This window comes from Pantoea wallisii (assembly GCF_002095485.1).
In the GTDB taxonomy this organism is placed as follows: domain Bacteria; phylum Pseudomonadota; class Gammaproteobacteria; order Enterobacterales; family Enterobacteriaceae; genus Pantoea; species Pantoea wallisii.
Genome location: NZ_MLFS01000020.1, coordinates 48,081 through 64,173 on the forward strand (window position 1 = coordinate 48,081; position 16,093 = coordinate 64,173).

General features: G+C 58.8%; 18 protein-coding genes. 12 read left to right on the forward strand and 6 right to left on the reverse strand.

All coding sequences use genetic code 11. From position 1 onward, the window contains the following. The first annotated feature begins 51 nt into the window (after positions 1 to 51). The 12 genes from pilM to trpS all read left to right on the forward strand — a co-directional run bounded on the left by pilM (position 52) and on the right by trpS (position 10,017). A complete protein-coding gene (pilM, locus tag HA48_RS09430) occupies positions 52 to 861 on the forward strand; it encodes a type IV pilus biogenesis protein PilM (protein WP_128600864.1) in 810 nt (269 codons plus the stop codon). Beyond that, positions 861 to 1,403: a PilN domain-containing protein gene (locus HA48_RS09435; RefSeq protein ID WP_128600866.1), complete on the forward strand. Its 543-nt coding sequence runs from the start codon at positions 861 to 863 to the stop codon at positions 1,401 to 1,403. The genes pilM and HA48_RS09435 overlap by 1 nt, the downstream gene beginning before the upstream one ends. Beyond that, positions 1,396 to 1,890, forward strand: a complete 495-nt coding sequence (locus tag HA48_RS09440; protein ID WP_167377145.1) for a HofO family protein — start codon at positions 1,396 to 1,398, stop codon at positions 1,888 to 1,890. Before HA48_RS09435 ends, HA48_RS09440 begins: the two co-directional genes overlap by 8 nt. Further along, positions 1,877 to 2,260: a HofP DNA utilization family protein gene (locus HA48_RS09445; RefSeq protein WP_244182823.1), complete on the forward strand. Its 384-nt coding sequence runs from the start codon at positions 1,877 to 1,879 to the stop codon at positions 2,258 to 2,260. Before HA48_RS09440 ends, HA48_RS09445 begins: the two co-directional genes overlap by 14 nt. Further along, a complete protein-coding gene (gene hofQ, locus HA48_RS09450; RefSeq protein ID WP_128600869.1) occupies positions 2,202 to 3,461 on the forward strand; it encodes a DNA uptake porin HofQ in 1,260 nt (419 codons plus the stop codon). Before HA48_RS09445 ends, hofQ begins: the two co-directional genes overlap by 59 nt. 483 nt (positions 3,462 to 3,944) lie before the next feature. Next, positions 3,945 to 4,466, forward strand: a complete 522-nt coding sequence (gene aroK / locus HA48_RS09460; RefSeq protein ID WP_010617392.1) for a shikimate kinase AroK — start codon at positions 3,945 to 3,947, stop codon at positions 4,464 to 4,466. 39 nt (positions 4,467 to 4,505) lie between these two features. Next, complete coding sequence (gene aroB / locus HA48_RS09465) at positions 4,506 to 5,594, forward strand: 3-dehydroquinate synthase (protein WP_128600875.1); 1,089 nt, start codon at positions 4,506 to 4,508, stop codon at positions 5,592 to 5,594. 61 nt (positions 5,595 to 5,655) lie between these two features. Beyond that, positions 5,656 to 6,681 carry an SPOR domain-containing protein gene (locus HA48_RS09470; RefSeq protein ID WP_128600877.1) on the forward strand — a complete coding sequence of 342 codons (1,026 nt, stop codon included), beginning with the start codon at positions 5,656 to 5,658 and terminating at the stop codon, positions 6,679 to 6,681. 95 nt (positions 6,682 to 6,776) lie between these two features. Beyond that, on the forward strand, positions 6,777 to 7,589 hold the full coding sequence (dam, locus tag HA48_RS09475; RefSeq protein ID WP_128600880.1) for an adenine-specific DNA-methyltransferase: 813 nt from the start codon (positions 6,777 to 6,779) through the stop codon (positions 7,587 to 7,589). Positions 7,590 to 7,654: 65 nt separating this feature from the next. After that, positions 7,655 to 8,338, forward strand: coding sequence for a ribulose-phosphate 3-epimerase (rpe, locus tag HA48_RS09480; RefSeq protein ID WP_128600882.1), 684 nt, complete (start codon positions 7,655 to 7,657; stop codon positions 8,336 to 8,338). After that, complete coding sequence (locus tag HA48_RS09485; RefSeq protein WP_128600885.1) at positions 8,322 to 8,999, forward strand: phosphoglycolate phosphatase; 678 nt, start codon at positions 8,322 to 8,324, stop codon at positions 8,997 to 8,999. The genes rpe and HA48_RS09485 overlap by 17 nt, the downstream gene beginning before the upstream one ends. Positions 9,000 to 9,015: 16 nt before the next feature. Then, entirely contained in the window at positions 9,016 to 10,017 is a 1,002-nt protein-coding gene (gene trpS, locus HA48_RS09490) for a tryptophan--tRNA ligase (protein ID WP_128600887.1), read from the forward strand. 63 nt (positions 10,018 to 10,080) lie between these two features. On the opposite strand, the gene HA48_RS09495 is transcribed toward trpS, so the two are convergent. The 6 genes from HA48_RS09495 to HA48_RS22260 form a co-directional block, all read right to left on the reverse strand. Then, the gene (locus tag HA48_RS09495) at positions 10,081 to 10,527 is read right to left on the reverse strand and encodes a hypothetical protein (RefSeq protein ID WP_128600890.1); all 447 of its coding nucleotides are present in this window, start codon (positions 10,525 to 10,527) and stop codon (positions 10,081 to 10,083) included. A 73-nt stretch (positions 10,528 to 10,600) separates the two neighbouring features. Further along, complete coding sequence (gene cysG / locus HA48_RS09500) at positions 10,601 to 11,965, reverse strand: siroheme synthase CysG (RefSeq protein ID WP_128600892.1); 1,365 nt, start codon at positions 11,963 to 11,965, stop codon at positions 10,601 to 10,603. Positions 11,966 to 12,011: 46 nt separating this feature from the next. Further along, positions 12,012 to 12,815: a nitrite transporter NirC gene (gene nirC / locus HA48_RS09505; protein WP_128600894.1), complete on the reverse strand. Its 804-nt coding sequence runs from the start codon at positions 12,813 to 12,815 to the stop codon at positions 12,012 to 12,014. 30 nt (positions 12,816 to 12,845) lie between these two features. Continuing rightward, the gene (nirD, locus tag HA48_RS09510; RefSeq protein WP_128600897.1) at positions 12,846 to 13,172 is read right to left on the reverse strand and encodes a nitrite reductase small subunit NirD; all 327 of its coding nucleotides are present in this window, start codon (positions 13,170 to 13,172) and stop codon (positions 12,846 to 12,848) included. Further along, on the reverse strand, positions 13,169 to 15,709 hold the full coding sequence (nirB, locus tag HA48_RS09515) for a nitrite reductase large subunit NirB (protein ID WP_128600899.1): 2,541 nt from the start codon (positions 15,707 to 15,709) through the stop codon (positions 13,169 to 13,171). The genes nirD and nirB overlap by 4 nt, the downstream gene beginning before the upstream one ends. 164 nt (positions 15,710 to 15,873) lie before the next feature. Further along, positions 15,874 to 16,093: hypothetical protein (locus HA48_RS22260; protein WP_208613122.1), on the reverse strand; the 220-nt coding region annotated here is incomplete at its 5' end.

Genomic DNA, 16,093 nt, shown 5'->3' on the forward strand with positions numbered 1-16,093 from the left:
CGAACGCGGGTCACGGTGGTTTTTCCCTTTAACGATAAGGAGATCGCGCGTATGGCTTTTCAGCGCTGGCAAATTGGTCTGGATATCCAGAACGGGCAACTTTGCGCCCTTGGCATCGAACGCCGCCGTCACGGCTGGCAGTTACGACACTGGTGGCAGCAAGCGCTGCCGCACGATACGTTACGCAACGGTGTGTTGCAAACCAGCGCACTGTTACAGGAGATGTTGACCCGCTGGCAGCGCCACCTGCCGAAACGCTATTCGCTGCGCGTGGGCCTGCCGCCGCAGCTGGTGCTGCAGCGCACGCTGCCGCTGCCGGAAACCTCGCTGCGTGAGCCGGCGCTGAGCCGTTACGTCGCGGCATCTGCCCCGCGTCTCTTCCCGGTTGAGGCCTCCACGCTGTCGCTCGATTATCGTCTCGCAGGGGCGGCCAATCAGCTGCAGGTAACGGCGGCGCGCCGGGAAGTGATTACCCAGTGGCTGAGCCCTTTACTGCAGGCCGGGCTGCACCCCGATGTCTTTGAGCTTAGCAGCCTTGCGCTGATGCAGGTGGCTATGCGCCTCCCGCTGCAACCGCAACAGCTGCTGGTGCATCCGTTGGGCGAACACTGGCTGTGGACAATAGCGGGAGAGGATGCCACTTCCGGCGCATCCAGTGATGCGTTAACGCTTGCCCATCTGTATGAAACCTTTCCGCAGATAAAAACGGTGTTTTGTACGTCTCCCCATCTGCTGCCTGAAGCGGAGGTGCAGCATGTTAAGCCCCTTGCGCTACTGCGCTATCGCCAGCCGCCGCTGCCTGCGCAGGAGGGGGACTTTGCTATCGCGCTTGGGCTGGCGCTGCGCCCGGAGGATCGCTAATGCTGGCGGTCAATCTTCTGCCATGGCGCGCGCAGCAGTGGCAGCGTACCTGTCATCTCACCCGGGTGCTGCTGATATCGACACTGGCCGGCACGCTGTTGCTGACATTTCTGGGGTGGTGGCACGGCGAACGTCTGTATCAGCAACGCGCGGCGTTACTCATCCGCCAGACTGGCGTGCTGGCGGCACTGCAACAGCAGCTGGCTCAGCAGCAGGTGCTGCTCCAGCAGCGCGATGCGCTTCTCGCCACGCAGCAGGCGCGTGTGCAGCGGCAGATTCACCACCAGCGCTGGCAGCAGTTCTGGCTGCAGCTGCCGGCGCTGATGCCAGACACCCTGTGGCTCAGTCGTCTTGAACGGCAGCAGGGGCAGGTGCAGCTGCAAGGGCTGGCGCAAAGCATGGCGGCGGTGGGTGAATTCCGTCGTCAGCTGCTGGCGCAGCCGCTGTTTACCGCGGTACAGCAGGGCAGCGTGCAGCGCCAGACGGATGGCTACTACCACTTTGCGCTCAGGGCACGTATGCAGGAGGGTAGCAATGAGTGAGCTATTTCAGGGCTGGCTAAGGCTCTCTTTGCCATGGCGCCTGGGTAGTCTGGCGCTGCTGGCTCTGATTCTACTGATAGCGGGATGGCTGATGCTGCTGCGGCCACAGTATCAGGCGCGGGAGGCGCAACTCTGGCACCTGGCGGACATCGGGCAGCAACAGCAACAGCGCCGGCAGCAGCTGAATGCGCGTCCGCCCATTGCAACATTACAGGATGAGATTGCGCGCTTACAGCAGCCGGCCATCGCAAACAGCACAGCGGCATCACTGGAGAGTGTGATCGCCACCCGTGGCAGCCTGCTCGAAGCCTGGCACCCGGATAGCCAGCCTCAGCAGCTGGCGCTACAGCTGAGCTGGCACCAGTTTGTGCCGTTGTTCACCGCGCTGGCGACTACCGCGTTACCGGTGCCACAGCGCTTTCAGTTACAGGCAGAGCCGCATGGCCTGCGAACGCAGTTCTGGCTGGAGCGTGATGATGCGGAGTAGCGCGCTGCTGTTAGTGCTGTGGAGCAGCTGGGTCGCGGCGCGCGATCCGTTTCAGCCCCTGACGGAGGGCCTGTGTCAGGCGCAGGTTGCCACGCCGCAGGGCTGGCGCTTGCAGGGCATTCTCGGCAAGCCCACGCATTTCGTTGCCTGGCTGGTTTCACCGCAGGGGAAAAGCCACCGGCTGAGCGCCCACAGTGCGTTCCCGGTGGTACCCTGGCAGGTGGCGCAGGTGAGCGCCCACGAACTGGTGCTGCATGCGCCGCACAGCTGCCCGCCACAGCAAATCACATGGGTAATAAAAGGAGGATTTTATGAGATGGATGACACTGTGGCTGTTCCTGCTGCTGAGCGCGCCCCTGCAGGCCAGTGACGATCGGTTAAGCCTGGTGTTTGATGATGCGCCGGTTGAGCGAATTTTGCAGGCGCTGGCGGATTATCAGCACACCAACCTGTTGATTGCGCCTGGCGTGGAAGGGCGCTTATCACTGCGTCTGGATAACGTGGATTACGATCGGGCGCTGGCGCTGGTAACCCGCCTGGCGAAGCTGAGCATTGTGCAGGAGGATGGCGTGCTGCTGGTCTACCCGGAGAGCTGGCAGCAGTTACAGGCCCAGCGGGCGGAAGCCGAACGTGAAGAGAAGCAGCAGCAGATACCGCTGGAGCAGCAGACGGTGGCTCTGCACTACGCCAGCGCCAGCGATGTGTACCGTAGCCTGCAGGCGGAGCGATCGCTGATGTCGCCGCGCGGCAGCGTGACGGTCGATACCCGTACCAATAGCCTGCTGTTACGGGACAGCAAAGAGGCGCTGCGCCAGACCGAACGCTGGCTGCGGGCGCTGGATGTGCCGCTGGAGCAGGTTGAGCTGTCGGCGCATATCGTCACCATCAATGAAGAGCAGCTGCGCGAACTGGGCGTCAGCTGGAGCAGCTCGCCCGCCGATGCAGTGACCGAAGCGCTGCGCAATCCGCAGCTGGCGATTCCGCTGGCGACCGCCAATCCGGCGTTGCGTGCGGGCGTAACGCTCGGGCAACTCAGTGGCGAACTGCTTAATCTGGAGCTGAGCGCGCTGGAGCAGGAGAATCAGATAGAGATCATTGCCAGCCCACGCTTATTCACCTCACATCAGCAGACCGCCACCATCAAGCAGGGGACGGAGATCCCCTATGAGGTGAAATCCGGCAACAGCGGGGCGACAGCCATTGAGTTCAAAGAGGCGGTGCTGGGCATGGAGGTCACGCCGGTAGTGCTGGGCAACGGACGTATCCAGCTTAAGCTGCGGCTGAGCCAGAACATGCCCGGGCGCAGCATGACAATGGGCGATAGCCAGGTGCTGAGCATTGATAAACAGGAGATTGAAACGCAGGTGACGCTGCGCGACGGTGAAACGCTGGCGCTGGGCGGCATTTTTCAGCAGCAGCGCGCGCAAGGGGAAAAGCGTGTGCCGTGGCTTGGGGATCTACCACTGCTGGGCACTCTGTTTCGTCAGCAAACGGATGAGCGCAAGAAACGTGAGCTTGTTATCTTTATTACCCCGCGACTGGTCAGGGAAGCAGCGCTTACCGCCGGATAAAGCGGAAAATTCGCTCTGTGGTGCCAACTGCGTTGACGCAGGGCAGGAATTAGCATACAAGGTTTAGCGATTTTTAAAACGGTGTAACGGAACGCGGCAGGATAACCTTCCGGTGGGCGTCGGTCACAAGCGATACTGACGTCATGAAGAAAAATGTCCGCATTATTTGAGCTACAGGCAGGTGGCAGTCGTATCAATCCAGGCACTTACAGCAGTAGGTGATTTTGGGCGTACGGGCACAGCCAGCGCACCTGTAGCGCAAAAGATGCAGGCAGAAAAGGAAGAGCGTTACCGTCTCGCGAACCACAGACCGGTCCTGTACAAGGTCGCCGGAGGCAATTTATTCGGTTGCCAAACGGCCATGAGTGTTGAGATAATTTTCCGTCTGACTCTTGCTAATGCTCATGAGGTCTCAGTTCCTGTCCCGCCAGCAACGTGCTGTACGCGGGGTATCATCAACGAATTCTTAGTAATACCGACAAAATGGCAGAGAAACGCAATATCTTTCTGGTTGGGCCGATGGGTGCCGGCAAAAGCACTATTGGTCGTCAGTTAGCTCAGCAACTCAATATGGAATTTTTCGATTCCGATCAGGAAATTGAGCGACGTACCGGAGCGGATGTAGGCTGGGTATTTGATGTGGAAGGCGAAGCTGGCTTCCGCGATCGCGAAGAGAAGATCATCAACGAGCTGACCGAAAAGCAGGGCATCGTGTTGGCGACCGGTGGCGGCTCCGTCAAATCCCGTGAAACCCGCAATCGTCTCTCAGCCCGCGGCGTGGTCGTCTATCTCGAAACTACCATCGAAAAGCAGCTTGCCCGCACGCAGCGCGATAAAAAGCGCCCACTGCTGCAGGTTGATGAACCGCCACGCGAAGTACTGGAAGCGCTGGCTGGTGAACGTAATCCGCTGTACGAAGAGATCGCTGACGTCACCATTCGCACTGACGATCAAAGTGCAAAAGTTGTCGCCAATCAGATCATCAACATGCTGGAAAAAAATTAATCCAGCGCCCTGAGGGCTCAGCAATAGGTATCGGTCATCATGGAGAAGATCACTGTCTCACTGGGGGATCGCAGTTACCCCATCACCATCGCTGCCGGACTGTTTAACGATCCGGCTTCTTTTTGGCCGCTGAAAGCAGGCGATAATGCCATGCTGGTTACCAACCAGACGCTGGCCCCGATCTACCTGGAGAAGCTCGCCACGCTGCTGAGCAATGCCGGGATAAAAGTCGATCAGGTGATTCTGCCGGACGGTGAACAGTATAAGACGCTGGCAGTGATGGACGACGTGTTTACCGCCCTGTTGCAGAAGCCGCACGGCCGCGACACAACGCTGGTTGCCCTTGGGGGCGGCGTTATTGGTGATTTGACCGGCTTTGCCGCTGCCAGCTACCAGCGTGGTGTGCGCTTTATTCAGGTGCCAACCACACTGCTCTCTCAGGTTGACTCCTCGGTGGGCGGCAAAACCGCCGTCAACCATCCGCTGGGCAAAAATATGATCGGTGCTTTCTACCAGCCCGCCTCGGTGGTGGTGGATACCGATTGTCTGCGCACGCTACCGCCGCGTGAACTGGCCTCTGGCCTGGCGGAAGTGATCAAATATGGCATCATCCTTGATTCGGCTTTCTTCCGGTGGCTGGAGCAGAATCTTGATGCGCTGCTGGCGCTGGATGAGAATGCGCTGGCGTACTGCATTCGTCGCTGCTGCGAGTTAAAAGCGGAAGTGGTGGCTGCCGATGAACGCGAAACGGGCCTGCGTGCGCTGCTTAACCTTGGCCATACTTTTGGTCATGCGATTGAAGCGCACATGGGCTACGGCAACTGGTTACACGGTGAAGCGGTGGCGGCGGGCATGGTGATGGCGGCGCGCACCGCTGAGCGCCTCGGCCAGTTCAGCGCGGCGGATACCGATCGCATTATCGCGCTGTTGCTGCGCGCGGGCTTACCGGTTAATGGCCCCGCAAGCATGCAGGCCGAAGCTTATCTGCCCCACATGATGCGTGACAAGAAAGTCCTGGCGGGTGAATTACGCCTGGTGCTGCCTCTCGCAATTGGCCGCGCCGAAGTGCGTGCCGGCGTGGCTCATGATATGGTGCTGGCTGCAATCAACGATTGCCAGAAACCCTGATGATATGTAGTGAGAAGTGATGCGGCACGTGGGAAGCGTGCTGTTTTACGGAGGAGGCTAAATGGATGAGTTCAAACCGGAAGACGAGTTAAAACCTGACGCCAGTGATCGCCGTCCAACGCGGCCTCGCAAATCGTCTTCTGCGCCGAAAGCGAAAGTGCCGGTTTCTCGTCAGCATATGATGATGGGCATTGGTATTCTGGTGCTGCTGGTTTTAGTGCTGGGGATTGGCTCTGCACTGACCGGGCCGGATGAGAAGAAACCTGCCACCAACACCGCCAGCAGTGGCGGCGCTGCACCGTCTGCGGGTGGCAGCGAAAAGAACATCGATCTGTCCGGTTCGACGACGATGAGCGGCCAGCAGAGCGCCGCGCCATCGGCGGAGAGTAGCGCGCCGCAAAATACGGCGGGTGCGCCGGCAGGCAGCGATAATCAAGCCATCTCTATGCCTTCGGTCTCCTCTACGCCAACGCAGGCTGAACCCGTTGAGACGCCGGCTAACCAGCAGCGCGTTACGCTGCCGGGCGATCTGAACAGCGCGCTGAACAATCAGCAGGGTTCTGTGGATGCGGCAGCCCAGGGGGCACAGGGCAACAGCTCGCTGCCAACGGCACCGGCGACGGTCAGCGGCAACGGCAGTAAAGCCGTCACGCCACCGGCACTGCACTCTGACAGCGCGCCGCGCACCACCAGCGCTCCGCGTACAAACAGTTCGCAGAAAGCACCGGCCGCAGCGAAGCCGACCGCGACGAAAGAGAGCAAAACCCACACCACCGCTGCGCACAACCCTGCGCCAGCCAGTTCGGGCGGTGCCAGCAAGTCGCTGCCATCGGGTGGCAGCTACACGCTGCAGCTGAGCGGTGCCTCAAAAGAAGCGAGCCTGAATGCCTGGGCGAAAAAACAGAATCTGAACAGTTATCACGTGTATAAAACCACGCGTAACGGTCAGCCATGGTACGTGCTGGTGAGCGGCGCTTACGCCACGCCGGCCGAAGCCAAACGTGCAGTGGCTTCACTGCCCGCTGAGGTGCGTGCGGCGAATCCATGGGTGAAACCGCTGAGCCAGGTGAAGAAAGAGAGTCAATAAGTGATGTGGGGCTGCGCTGCTGTGGCCCCGTTTTAAGCGCAGAGCTGCTGTCGGTTCCACCACAGCCAATAATTAAGATGTAATACCACGACAGCATGAAGAAAAATCGCGCTTTCCTGAAATGGGCCGGAGGGAAATACCCGCTGCTTGACGACATCCGTCGTCATTTACCGCAAGGTGATTGTTTAATCGAACCTTTTGTCGGTGCCGGCTCCGTGTTCCTCAATACCGATTATGACCGCTATCACCTGGCGGACATTAACGGTGATCTGATCAACCTCTACAACATCGTTAAAACGCGCGCCGTGGCCTTTATCGAGGATGCGCGTCAGCTGTTTACGCCCGCAGGTAACAGCGCAGAGACCTACTACGCGCAGCGTACGGCATTTAATGCCAGTCACGATCCCTACCAGCGCGCGGTGCTGTTTCTCTATCTCAACCGTCACGGCTATAACGGCCTGTGCCGCTACAACCTGCGCGGGGAATTCAACGTACCTTTTGGCCGCTATCGCAAGCCCTACTTCCCGGAAGCGGAGCTGCTGTGGTTTGCCGAACGCGCGCAAAAAGCAACCTTTGTCTGTGAATCGTACGATGTTACTCTGAACAGTGCGCTTGCCGGTTCAGTGGTTTATTGCGATCCGCCGTATGCGCCGCTGTCGGCGACGGCCAACTTTACCGCTTACCACACCAACAGTTTTAGCCTGCGCGAACAGCAGCACCTGGCCGAGTTAGCCGGCAAGCTGGCGCAGGAGAGCCGCATACCGGTACTGATTTCCAATCACGATACCCTGCTTACGCGCGAGTGGTATCAGAATGCCGATTTACACGTAGTTAAAGCCCGGCGTTCCATCAGCCGAAGCATAAGTGGTCGCACTCAGGTGGACGAACTGCTGGCGCTTTTCCGCTAGTTTGTTTCGTCCGCGACCAACGCATTACGCCAGCCCGGTCTGGCGCACAAAATTGGGAGAATCGGATGAAACAATTTTTACTGGCCCCTTCAATCCTATCCGCTGACTTTGCCCGCCTGGGTGAAGATACAGCCAAAGCGCTGGCAGCAGGCGGCGACGTGGTTCATTTCGACGTGATGGATAATCACTATGTTCCCAATCTGACCATGGGGCCGATGGTGCTGAAAGCGCTGCGTGATTACGGCATTACTGCGCCGATCGATGTGCACCTGATGGTTAAACCGGTTGATGCGCTGATTCCGGCGTTTGCAAAAGCCGGCGCCAGCTACATCACGTTTCACCCGGAAGCCAGCGAGCATGTGGACCGCACGCTGCAGCTGATCAAAGAGCACGGCTGCAAAGCCGGCCTGGTGTTCAATCCGGCCACGCCGCTCAGCTACCTTGATTACGTGATGGATAAACTGGACATCATTCTGCTGATGTCGGTCAACCCTGGCTTCGGTGGTCAATCTTTCATTCCCGGCACGCTCGACAAATTGCGTCAGGCGCGTCGCCTGATCGATCAGAGCGGTTATAACATTCGTCTGGAAGTGGATGGCGGCGTGAAGATCGATAACATCGGTCAGATTGCGGCAGCCGGTGCGGATATGTTTGTCGCCGGTTCGGCGATCTTTGGTCACCCGGATTACAAAAAGGTGATTGACGAGATGCGCAGCGAACTGGAGAAGGTTAATGGCTCATTTCACTGATATCCGCGCGCTGGCGTTTGATCTTGATGGTACGCTGGTACACAGCGCGCCTGGCCTGGCGCAGGCGATCGATCTCGCGCTGGGCGATCTGCACCTGCCGCCGCCGGGCCTGGAGCTGGCGTCAACCTGGATTGGTAACGGCGCCGATGTGATGATGACCCGCGCGCTGACGTGGGCGCTGGGCCGTGAACCGCAGCCAGAAGAGCAGCACGATGCCCGTGCGCTGTTCGATAAATATTATGCCGAGACGGTAGAGGCGGGCAGCACGCTGTTCCCGCAGGTGAAAGAGACGCTGGCCGCGCTGCATGCCAAAGGGCTGCCGCTGGCAATCGTGACCAATAAGCCCACGCCATTTGTCGCGCCACTGCTGCAATCGCTGGGTATTGCCGACTACTTCTCGCTGATTATCGGTGGCGATGATGTGGTGGTGAAGAAGCCGCACCCGGCAGCGATATTTTTAGTCCTTGGCCGTTTTGGCGTATTACCGGGACAATTGCTGTTTGTCGGCGATTCCCGCAATGATATTCTCGCTGCCCAGGCGGCAGGTGTACCTAATGTCGCGATGACATTTGGCTACAACTACGGTGAGCCGATTGCCACCAGCCAACCCGATTTAACTCTCGATACTTTTAGCGAACTGTTGCCCGTACTCGGGCTGTGATTATCAGGATATAACCATGAAACCCATCGTTTTCAGCGGCGCCCAGCCTTCCGGTGAACTGACCATTGGCAACTATATGGGTGCGCTGCGTCAGTGGGTGCAGATGCAGGACGAATTCCACTGCATTTACTGCATCGTCGATCTGCACGCCATTACCGTACGTCAGGACCCGGCAGCGTTGCGTAAAGCGACGCTGGATACGCTGGCACTGTACCTTGCCTGCGGTATCGATCCGGAGAAAAGCACCATCTTCGTACAGTCGCATGTGCCTGAGCATGCGCAGCTGAGCTGGATACTGAACTGTTACGCCTACTTCGGCGAGCTGAGCCGCATGACGCAGTTCAAGGACAAATCAGCCCGCTACGAAGAGAACATCAACGCCGGTCTGTTCGATTACCCGGTGCTGATGGCGGCAGATATCCTGCTGTACCAGACCAACCAGGTTCCGGTAGGTGAAGATCAGAAACAGCACCTGGAGCTGAGCCGCGATATCGCTGCGCGCTTCAACGCGCTGTATGGCGATGTGTTCAAAATCCCTGAGCCATTTATTCCGAAATCAGGTGCACGCGTAATGTCGCTGCTGGAGCCGACGAAAAAGATGTCGAAGTCGGATGACAACCGCAATAACGTGATTGGCCTGCTGGAAGACACCAAATCCGTGGTGAAGAAGATCAAACGCGCGGTGACCGACTCCGAAGAGCCGCCGGTAGTGCGTTACGATATTAAAGAGAAGGCGGGCGTTTCTAACCTGCTGGATATCCTCTCAGGCGTAACCGGCAAGTCGATTGCGCAACTGGAGCAGGAGTTCGAAGGCAAAATGTACGGCCACCTGAAAGGCGATGTCGCTGAAGCGGTAGCAGGCATGCTGGGCGAACTGCAGGAGCGCTATCACCGTTTCCGTAACGATGAAGCCTTGCTCAATCAGGTCATGCGCGATGGTGCAGCGAAGGCGCGTGCCCATGCGCAGGAGACGCTGAAGCGCGTGTATGAAGCAGTGGGGTTTGTGGCGCAGCCCTGAAAAGTGCGGTCGCGCTTAAGCGGACCGTCTTTCTCGCCGGGTGTGCAGTGATGCGCACCCGTTTTATTTAACCCGGCGTAACGCCAGCTCAGCCCCATCCCAGAACAGCCGCGCATTGCCATCCGCCAGCACACTCAGCACCGCGCCCGGCGCTGGTCCCCATGCCCGATCGCCACAGCGCACGTTAAACCCGTAGCGAAAGCTGAAATCCCGATCCTGCGCCGCGCCGTTAGCCGCGCTCAGACGAGGCTTGCCGCTGCAGTTATCCACCGCAGGATTGATGCTGCGCTCTGCGGTGCCGCGCGTCCAGCTGATACCACTGGATTTGAACGCCACGCGTGCGCCCATAAACTGTGGGTCATTTTTGATATAGAGCTGGCCGGGCTCTTTTTTGGGCGTTACGGCAACCACTTGCCACTCGCCAGTCATATCGGACCAGCTAACCGGTGCCGCGCTCACGGCAACACTTAATGGCAGCAGCAACGCACCCGCCAGCGAAACAATGCGCATGGTAACTCCTTGTTATGAGATATCAGGCTTTAGTCTGGCGGTTAAGCGCAGCGCTGTACAGCCCTTTGCCGTTTCAGAACCAGCGCAGCCGATCGCGTAGCGTGACCACCCGGCCGACAATAATCAGGGCTGGGCTGACAAACTGCCGGGCCAGGGTCTCCAGTTGTGCCAGCGTTGCTGTTTCAACACGCTGCTGCGGCGTGGTGCCATGCTGGACGATAGCGACCGGCATGGCGGCATCCATGCCGTGCTGCAACAGACGCTGCTGAATATCCGCTGCCTGATTCAGGCCCATATAGAACACCAGCGTTTGCTGCTCCGCCGCCAGCTTATCCCACTCGATTTCGCCATGCTGTTGCAGATGCCCGGTAACAAAGCGCACGCTCTGGGCATGGTCACGATGGGTAAGTGGAATGCCGCTATAGGCGGCGCAGCCAGATGCGGCAGTGATGCCGGGCACCACGCTAAACGCAATGTTGTGCTGCGCCAGGATCTCCAGCTCCTCGCCACCGCGGCCAAAGATAAACGGATCGCCACCTTTCAGGCGCACCACGCGTTTACCGCTCTGCGCCTGCTCCAGCAGCAGCTGATTAATCTGCGCCTGCGGTACGCAGTGATGGCCAGCCTGTTTGCCGACGAAGATCCGCTCAGCATCGCGGCGCACCAGGTTGAGAATCGGTTCAGATACCAGCCGGTCATAAACCACCACATCCGCCTGCTGGATGCACTGCAACCCTTTTAGCGTCAGCAGGCCGGCATCGCCCGGACCGGCACCCACCAGCACCACCTCGCCACGCTGTGACGGCGGGGCATCAAACAGTGTATTGATGATGTGCTCCGCGCGTGGCCGATCGCCGTTGGCCAGCGTCTGTGCCAGACGATCGCTGGCGAAAAAGCGCTCCCAGAAGGCGCGTCGCTGCGCCATGCTGGCAAACGTTCTCTTCACGCGGCTGCGCAGTGAACCGGCCAGCGCGGCCAGCTCGCCCAGATGCTGTGGCAGCATGGCCTCGAGTTTTTCGCGCAGCAAGCGCGCCAGCACCGGGGCGCGGCCGCCGGAAGAGACTGCAATCATTAGCGGCGAGCGATCAACAATCGACGGCATTATCGCGCTGGCCTCCTGCGGCGCATCCACCAGATTACAGAAGATACGACGCGCTTCGGCCGCATCGCCGACCCGTTGGTTCACCGCATCATCATTGGTGGCGGCGATCACCAGCCAGCACGCCTCCAGCCAGGCCTCTGTAAACGTGCCCTGCAGTAAGGTTACCTTTCCCTGTTGTGCCCATTGCTGAAACGCCGGGGAGAAATCCAGTGCGCCAACGTGCAGATCGGCGCCGGCATCCAGCAGCAGGCGCGCTTTGCGTTCAGCCACATCGCCAGCGCCCACCAGTAAACAGCGTTTGCCCTGCAGGCGACAAAACAGCGGAAAGTAGTCCATAGCTCATCCTGTAAAAAAGCCCGCAAAAGGCGGGCTGAACATATCGTTATACCGATTTAAGCGGCACAGCCTGAGCGGCAGGCTGCGGGCGCTGCATCTGCGGTGTCGCATACCAGTAACCGAGGCCCATCAATACCATACCGGAGAACATGTTGCCCAGCGTTACCCACAGCAGGTTGTGACCGATGCCGCTGAGCGTCAGGTCGGCACTGTGCTGACCAAACCATGACAGCGCGAATACCGTCATATTGGCAACGGAGTGCTCGTAACCGGAGGCGATAAACGCCAGCAGGCACCACCAGATAGCCAGAAACTTCGCCGTACCTTCCGTGCGTACCGCCATCCAGATTGCCAGGCAAACCAGCCAGTTGCACAGCGCACCTTTAAAAAACAGCGCCATGGCCGGCTGCGTGGTTTTCGCCAGTGCCGCACTGTGAATCAGCGAACCGGCGGCAGGCAGCAGTGCACCTGCCGCGTAGTAGTAGAGCAGGGCGACAAACACAGAGCCCACCAGGTTACCCAGCCAGGTTTGTGGCAGTACGCACCACATCTGGCCCTGGCTGATGGTGCCCGCTTTGACACCAAGGGTGAGGAACATCGTGTGGCCGGTGAACAGTTCGGAGCCGGCAATGATCACCAGCGTCAGCGCGATCCCGAATGTTGCTCCCATGATCAGCGGACGGTACGCGGGCTCTGCAAGGTTGCCAAGTGTGAAGATCAGGATGATCGCCAGGCCAACATAGGCGCCGGCCATCGCGGCGCTGATCCAGAAAGCCAGCGGGCTATGCTGTGCGGTGCGCACAATGCGCGCCGCATTGGCGGCGCAGGTGTTCAGGGTGTCAGTAAACATAGTGACGTCTCATAAAGTGAAGGGATTCTGTCAGGCACACACTTCAACCTGGCCTTTGCTGACACGCACCGGATAGCTCGGTACTGAACGGGAGGCATCTTCAAGGCAGACGCCGTCGCTCAGGCGAAAGCGCTGTTTTTTTAACGGGCTGGCTACCCACAGCGCGTGCTGGTGTTCAGCAATCAGGCCGCGCGATAGCACGCTGGCCTGGGCAAAAGGATCAATGTTACTGAGTGCATACAGCTGCTCATCGTCACGCGGACGGAAGATGGCAATCTGCTGGCCTGCTATCAGCGCGCACACGCCGGTAGCAGGCAGGATTTGGCTGAGTTCACACACGGGATGCCACTGGCTCATGCGTCAATCTCCTCAATCTGGGTTATCGCGATACGTTCTGCCGGCCGTGCCGGGCGATGCTGCGCACGTTCGCTTACGTGCTGCACCAGCGGGTCGCGCTGAGAGCTGTTGATGAAGGTGCTGAAGTGGGTCTGCAGCTGCGGCTGGTTGACGGTCTCCGTCCATTCACACACCACTTCACCACGCAGGCGGGTCAGTTCATTCTCCAGCTGCGCGTTCAGGCCGAGCCTGTCATCAATAATTACGCTGCGCAGGTAGCCAATGCCACCTTCCAGGTTCTCCAGCCAGACTGAAGTGCGCTGTAAGCGGTCTGCGGTGCGGATGTAGAACATCATGAAGCGGTCGAGATACCGCAGGAGAGTTTCGCGATCGAGGTCGGCAGCCAGCAGGTCGGCATGGCGCGGTTTCATGCCGCCGTTACCGCATACGTAGAGGTTCCAGCCTTTTTCGGTCGCGATTACGCCGACGTCTTTGCCCTGGGCTTCAGCACATTCGCGCGTGCAGCCGGAGACGCCAAACTTCATCTTGTGCGGGGTACGAATGCCTTTGTAGCGGTTCTCCAGCTCGATGCCGAAGCCAAGGCTATCGCCGACGCCGTAGCGGCACCAGGTGCTGCCCACGCAGGTTTTCGCCATGCGCAGAGCTTTTGCATAGGCCTGACCGGTTTCAAATCCGGCGGCAATCAGTTGAGACCAGATAGCGGGCAGATCGTCACGCTGCGCGCCAAACAGCCCGATGCGCTGCGAGCCGGTGATTTTGGTGTAGAGGTTATATTTGCGGGCCACTCCGCCGATGGCCATCAAACCTTCCGGCGTGATTTCACCACCGGCAGAGCGTGGGATGACGGAGTAGGTGCCATCTTTCTGGATGTTGCCGAGATAGAGATCGTTGCTGTCCTGCAGTGGCGCATGCTGCGGTTTCAGGATGTATTCGTTCCAGCAGGAGGCCAGCAGCGAACCCACGGTCGGTTTACACACTTCACAGCCGTAGCCCTGGCCATATTTTGCCAGCAGCGCGTCGAACGATTTGATCTCTTCAACCTGGATGAGGTGATACAGCTCCTGACGTGAGTAGGGGAAGTGCTCACACAGGTGATTGTTTACCTCAATGCCCTGACGGCTCAGTTCGGCATTCAGCACCTGGGTGATGAGAGGGATGCAGCCGCCGCAGCCGGTGCCGGCACGGGTTTCCGCTTTTAGCGCCGCTACCGTATGGCAGCCGCCCTGTACCGCTTTAACGATGTCGCCTTTGCTGACATCAAAGCAGGAGCAGATTTGCGCGCTATCCGGCAGGGCGTCGACGCCGGGCAGCGGTTTTTCGCCGCTGCCCGCAGGCAGAATTAGCCCCTCCGGGTTTTCCGGCAGCGTGATGTTGTTAAGTGCCAGCTGCAGCAGGTTGCCGTAGTCGCTGGTATCACCTACCAGCACCGCACCGAGCAGAGTTTTGTTATCTTCGCTGACGATAAGACGTTTGTAGATGTGTTTCTGCTCATCCAGCCACAGGTAGCTGCGCGCGCCTGGCGTGCGGCCATGGGCATCGCCAATGCCGCCGACGTCGACACCCAGCAGCTTGAGTTTGGCGCTCATGTCCGCACCGGTAAACGCATTGTCGCGGCCGGTCAGCGTGTCGCTTGCCACCTGCGCCATTTTGTAGCCGGGTGCGACGAGGCCATAAATGCGATCCTGCCAGGCTGCACACTCACCGATAGCGAAGATTGCCGGGTCGCTGCTCTGGCAGCGATCGTCAATGGCGATACCGCCGCGCTGACCGAGCGCGAGGCCGCACTGTTTTGCCAGTTTGTCCTGGGGGCGAATGCCGGTAGAGAACACGATGAAATCGACATCCAGTGCGCTGTCGTCAGTAAACGCCAGCGTTTTACCCCCTTTTGCGTGATGCACAATCTGCCGGGTGTTTTTACCGGTGTGCACGCGCACGCCCATCTGTTCGATTTTACGCCGCAGCTGTTCGCCGCCCTGCACATCAAGCTGCTCTGCCATCAGAACGGGGGCAAACTCGATAACATGGGTTTCGATACCGAGGTTTTTCAGCGCGCCAGCGGCTTCGAGACCAAGCAGGCCACCGCCAATCACGGCGCCACGTTTGCTGCGCCGCGCGCAGGCTTCGATAGCGTTAAGATCTTCAATGGTGCGATAGACAAAGCAGTCGCTGCCTTCAGCGCCGTTGATCGGCGGAATCCACGGGTATGAGCCTGTGGCGAAGACCAGCGTGTCGTAGTGCACCGCGCGTCCGGTGTTGGAGTGGATCAGTTTCTCTTCGCGGTTGATAGTGATGGCGCGTTCGCCGAGCAGCAGGTTGACCTGGTGCTTTTCATAGTAGCCTTCGCGAACCAGCGAGAGTTCTTCAGCGGTGTGGTGGGAGAAATAAGCGGAAAGGTGGACGCGATCATAGGCGACGCGGGGTTCTTCACAGAATACGGTAATCGCAAACTGGCCGGGTTCGGCCTTATCGATCAGCTCTTCTATAAAGCGGTGGCCGGCCATGCCGTTGCCAATAATAACGACACTGTGCTTGCTCATGCTTTGCCTCAAAAATTGCGGTATCTGCGCTTACGATAACGCGCTGCTTCAGGCACTTATTGATATACATCAAGTCATATTTTATATACCCCTTTAGAGGTATGTAACTGATTCTTAACGGCTTAAGCTAAGTACCTTATTTGGTTGAAAATTACCCAAAATGGTTAGAAAACGGCACGGTGGGCTGATAAAAGCCTGGAGAGTTTGTGGTGCGGATTTTGTGCGGGGTCAGGAGGGATATTGGTAAATGCTATTGCTGTGGATTTTGCGCCTGGCCAGAAGAGATATTGCCAGGTGTTTCGCTGTGGATTCTGTAGCTGGTCAGAAGGGAGAGTGAGCACGCCCGGAACGGCAACGGCCGCATCCCTGCAGGCCTCGGCACGC

Coding starts and splice junctions, on each gene's coding strand:
- nirC (WP_128600894.1), bottom strand. CDS start 12,815: ATGTTTACTGACACCCTGAACACCTGCGCCGCCAATGCGGCGCGCATT.
- HA48_RS09440 (WP_167377145.1), top strand. CDS start 1,396: ATGAGTGAGCTATTTCAGGGCTGGCTAAGGCTCTCTTTGCCATGGCGC.
- HA48_RS09485 (WP_128600885.1), top strand. CDS start 8,322: ATGGCTCATTTCACTGATATCCGCGCGCTGGCGTTTGATCTTGATGGT.
- nirB (WP_128600899.1), bottom strand. CDS start 15,709: ATGAGCAAGCACAGTGTCGTTATTATTGGCAACGGCATGGCCGGCCAC.
- dam (WP_128600880.1), top strand. CDS start 6,777: ATGAAGAAAAATCGCGCTTTCCTGAAATGGGCCGGAGGGAAATACCCG.
- cysG (WP_128600892.1), bottom strand. CDS start 11,965: ATGGACTACTTTCCGCTGTTTTGTCGCCTGCAGGGCAAACGCTGTTTA.
- HA48_RS09445 (WP_244182823.1), top strand. CDS start 1,877: ATGATGCGGAGTAGCGCGCTGCTGTTAGTGCTGTGGAGCAGCTGGGTC.
- aroB (WP_128600875.1), top strand. CDS start 4,506: ATGGAGAAGATCACTGTCTCACTGGGGGATCGCAGTTACCCCATCACC.
- HA48_RS09495 (WP_128600890.1), bottom strand. CDS start 10,527: ATGCGCATTGTTTCGCTGGCGGGTGCGTTGCTGCTGCCATTAAGTGTT.
- trpS (WP_128600887.1), top strand. CDS start 9,016: ATGAAACCCATCGTTTTCAGCGGCGCCCAGCCTTCCGGTGAACTGACC.
- HA48_RS09435 (WP_128600866.1), top strand. CDS start 861: ATGCTGGCGGTCAATCTTCTGCCATGGCGCGCGCAGCAGTGGCAGCGT.
- pilM (WP_128600864.1), top strand. CDS start 52: ATGGCTTTTCAGCGCTGGCAAATTGGTCTGGATATCCAGAACGGGCAA.
- rpe (WP_128600882.1), top strand. CDS start 7,655: ATGAAACAATTTTTACTGGCCCCTTCAATCCTATCCGCTGACTTTGCC.
- nirD (WP_128600897.1), bottom strand. CDS start 13,172: ATGAGCCAGTGGCATCCCGTGTGTGAACTCAGCCAAATCCTGCCTGCT.
- HA48_RS09470 (WP_128600877.1), top strand. CDS start 5,656: ATGGATGAGTTCAAACCGGAAGACGAGTTAAAACCTGACGCCAGTGAT.
- aroK (WP_010617392.1), top strand. CDS start 3,945: ATGGCAGAGAAACGCAATATCTTTCTGGTTGGGCCGATGGGTGCCGGC.
- hofQ (WP_128600869.1), top strand. CDS start 2,202: ATGAGATGGATGACACTGTGGCTGTTCCTGCTGCTGAGCGCGCCCCTG.